General features: G+C 49.9%; 2 protein-coding genes and 2 pseudogenes. All 4 read right to left on the minus strand.

Features of this window, described 5'->3' with window-relative positions:
- Nucleotides 1–122, minus strand: a pseudogene (locus tag K4A83_RS22900) (photosystem II q(b) protein); the annotation flags it as partial.
- A gap of 114 nt (nt 123–236) precedes the next feature.
- Entirely contained in the window at nt 237–1,217 is a 981-nt protein-coding gene (locus K4A83_RS22255) for a tyrosine-type recombinase/integrase (RefSeq protein ID WP_265266906.1), read from the minus strand.
- Nucleotides 1,218–1,282: 65 nt separating this feature from the next.
- Nucleotides 1,283–3,193, minus strand: a complete 1,911-nt coding sequence (locus K4A83_RS22260; protein WP_265266908.1) for a polysaccharide biosynthesis protein — start codon at nt 3,191–3,193, stop codon at nt 1,283–1,285.
- 83 nt (nt 3,194–3,276) lie between these two features.
- Nucleotides 3,277–3,709, minus strand: a pseudogene (locus K4A83_RS22265) (RNA-guided endonuclease InsQ/TnpB family protein); the annotation flags it as partial.
- Nucleotides 3,710–3,927: the final 218 nt, after the last annotated feature.

Raw genomic sequence — 3,927 nt, forward strand, 5'->3', positions numbered from 1 at the left:
AGAGTGGGGATCATGAGAACACCGAACCAACCGATGTAAAGACGGTTATTGGTGCTGGTTACCCACTGACAGAACCGCTCCCAAACGTTGGCGCTTTCGCGCTGTTGAATGGTGGTTGTCATGGTTTTATGATTGCAGTTGCAAAAGAATGATATGAGTCTATATTGCCTGTTTTATGACACTTTGTAAAGCTTTGTAACAAATTAATTACTTATCAGTATTATAAGTTTTTGTTATTATTTTCGTAAATTTGCTAAGATGCTTGAGGCTTCCTGTTGCATTTCCTGACGATTGTCATCATACATTTGCAGAGTTTCTAACTGGGCATGACGACTGAGGCGTTGAGCCGTTCGTATATTGCCCCCCGAAGCATCTAAAAACGCTGTAATACTGGCATGGCGTAAACGAAGGGGACTAATCCGTTTACTAATGCCCGCCTGTTGGGCGATCAAACGGACAATGCGTTCTAGGGAAGCGGGGTGTAAGGGACGTCCTACTGTTCCTCGATTGAGGGAACTAAACAAGGGGTCTTGGGGCTTTAATGGTCCCCCCTTTCCACTCTCCACGCGGGCTGTTAACCAATCCTCAATGGCCGCTATGCTTGAGGGAGTTAAGGCAACGGATTCCCGTTGTGTCCCTCGTCCTTTGCCCAAAATAGTTAAACGTTTTCCTTCTGGGTCAAAATCTTGGATTTTGGTGCTGATTAATTCCCCTCGTCGTAGGGCATTGTCCCACAAGAGACAGAGCATGGCATAATCCCGCTTACCCCGGAGTGTTTGACTGTCACACTGCTGGAGCATCCGCTTAAACTGCTCTGGACTAATCCCGGTCGTATCGCGATACTTGATGACTTTTTCCCCTTTGACCCCCACTAAGGTCCAATCACAACACCCTACCTGATGGGCATAATTCACTAAACTCCGTAGGGCGGATAAACGTCGATTGACCGTTGCTTCTGCTAATCCCCGTTGGATTAAATGGGCTTTATACTCCAACACAATTGACAGTGCTGTAAAACGGTCTAATTGGAGAAACTGAAGAATTAACCCTTGGGATAACTCCTCCCCAGCCATCGTGCTGAAAAAGTCTTGTAAATCCTTGCGATAGGCCCGACAGGTATTTGGCGATCGCTTATCGGCCAATAACTCCGCCATTAGATCCCGCTCCCGTTGTCGGATAAAGCCCTGACCGAGGCGCGCTAGTGTGTTGTCCGTCATTCCCCCTCCCCCCTTGAAACCCCCTTGGTTCCTTGAATACGATAATGAGTCTTTTCTTTCTCATTTTACCTGCATCCAGACGGATTCCTGCCCTCAAGGATTTTTTGACTCTCTTGGGCGCTCTGCCAGAGTGCTTCTGGGCTTTCTTTTGGGTTTAAGGCGGTTTTGAGCTGCGTCATGGCTTGCTCCCATGCTTCTAGGGTCGGGACTTGACCGAGTACGGCCATAATTTGCGGATGATCAGTCCATCGGGTTTGTTCACTGGCACAGATTAGGGATTCGTGGAGTTTCTCTCCCGGTCGCAGTCCGGTGATTTCAATGGCAATCTCTTCCCCCGGTGTAAATCCAGCGAGTTGGATCATCTGTTCGGCTAAGTCGTAAATGCGCACGGGCTGACCCATATCTAGAATAAGGGTTTGACCGGATTCTCCAACGGCTAGGCTTTGAAGGACTAATTGGGAGGCTTCGGGGGTGGTCATGAAATAACGGGTCATTTGAGGATCGGTGACGGTGACGGGGCCGCCTCGGGCAATTTGAGCTTGGAAAATGGGGACGACACTGCCCCGACTGCCTAAAACGTTGCCGAAGCGGACGACGAGGAAGCGAGTTCCCCCGGAGGAGGGGTGTTGGGAAACGCCTTTGACGAAGAGTTCGGCGAGGCGTTTACTCAAACCCATGAAATTGCAGGGGTCTACAGCTTTGTCGGTGGAAATCATGACGAAGGTTTTTACGCCGTAGTGAGGGGCTAATTGGGCGAGTTGAGCGGAGGCGAGGGTGTTGTTTTCCAGGGCTTCGCTGGGGTTATGCTCCATTAAGGGGACGTGCTTGTGGGCGGCGGCATGGAAGATAATCTCGGGTCGCCACTGGGCTAAAAGGCTCTCTAGGCGCTGGGTCTGGCGAATGTCGGCAATGAGGGGGGTGGTGGGGAGGTGGGGAAAGGTACGCTTTAATTCCTGTTCGATGGTAAAAATGCTGTTTTCTCCTCGACCGAGTAGGAGCAGCCGTTGAGGGTGTAAACGGGCCAGTTGACGGCAGATTTCGGAGCCAATAGTGCCTCCGGCTCCGGTAATGAGGATGGTGCGATCTCCGATTTGTTCACTGGCAGGGGGAAAGGGGGTGGCGAAGTCTTGGGATAAGTTGAGGCGGACTTCGGTCCGTCCGAGAATATCTTGAATCTGGATGTCCCGCGCTTGGGGGGTGAGGGAACGGTCTTGTAAGAGTTCGGACTGTCCGGGGAGGATTTTTAATTTTAGGGTGGTGCCACTGGTGAGGTTGACAATCCGGCGAATTTGTTCAGCGCTGGCCGAGGGCATGGCAATGAGGATTTCTTGGATTTGATGGTGTTGTGCGATCGCCAAGAGTTGACCAGTGCGCCCTAACACCTTAATCCCCTCGACTCTCCGCCCGATCTTGGTCGCGTCATCATCCAAAAACCCCACAATCTCTAAGTTTAAATGGGGATTTTGTCGTACTTCTTGCACAATCAGAGAACCAGCCATGCCAGCCCCTAGGAGTAATACCCGCTTGGGGGGGAATAAATGCCTCGATTTGCGCCACAAGGGTTGTTGAATGGAGCGCCGTCGGGCATAACGCACGGCTACCATTCCCATTAAACAGAAACTCCAATCAATGGCGGCTACTCCTAAAGGAATGCCTGTAAAGGCGGTGAAGCGCGGGAGGAGGAGGCGAGTGATGACCAAAACCAGTAGGGAGTAAAAACTCACGGCATTCAAGAGCCGAATAAAGTCCCGCAGACCAAATAAACGCCAGACCTGTTGGTAAAGACCAAATCCCCCATGAACTAATAACCGACCAGGAATGGCTAAGAGGGGGAGCAGCCAAGCTAAAGTCTCATGGGGGGGGTAAATCTCGCCTTCAAAGCGAATGAGAAAGGCAAGGAAGCAGACTGAACCGGCAATGAAGCCATCAAGACCTAACTGGGCGAGTCGGTAAAAGGAGGGCAGGCGCTTAGACATCGGGGAGCTTGCAGGGGGAGATTTTGGTTTGCCAGAAACTGTATCTTGACACTCCCGCCGTTAATTGTATTCTGCAATCTAACGGGGGATTCTTCTTTCTGCGAAGCAACTTGCTCTGGCAGGATTGCTCCAACCAAAGTAGAGGTCATTTCTCCAGAAGCGTTTAACGGGTCTAGCCCGTAAGTTCCAGTATGCCCTACTGTACCTATTCCTTTTTGCAGGATGTTGATTGCAGCCTCTATTGTGGTCACGATCCAATTCACAACCACACCGATAAACATGAGTGCGGGTAGAAAGAGATTTTTTGACCACCGTTCCGTAACTAGAGCATTCTTGACTGATTCCATTGGGGACTACGGCAATTGTAACCCTCCCCAACACCTTACCAAAATACTCTAGCCAGAGACGGAACTGATACCATCCTGCATTGTTGATTGACTTGGCTAAACAGTAGTTTTTCACCATATTTTTGATCCTCAAGTCTTCATAGGCCACACAGTCGTTAGACTGGATGACGAAGAGAGTAGAGAGATTCCTTCTCTCTCCTCATCTCTCAATTCTCACTAACCCTATCGGGCCTAATGGGAGTCTTTCGCTCGCATTAAAGATCATCAAAACCTCCTGGGTCTGAAACCCCGTCCTTTAAGGACGGCTTTGTATTTTTCTGGTAATATTGGAAATATCGAAAAGCGAAAACCAAGGCTATTCGATATTAGCACCTTGAAAATTGGATA

The sequence above is a fragment of the Spirulina subsalsa FACHB-351 genome, from assembly GCF_026130165.1.
In the GTDB taxonomy this organism is placed as follows: domain Bacteria; phylum Cyanobacteriota; class Cyanobacteriia; order Cyanobacteriales; family Spirulinaceae; genus Spirulina_A; species Spirulina_A subsalsa_A.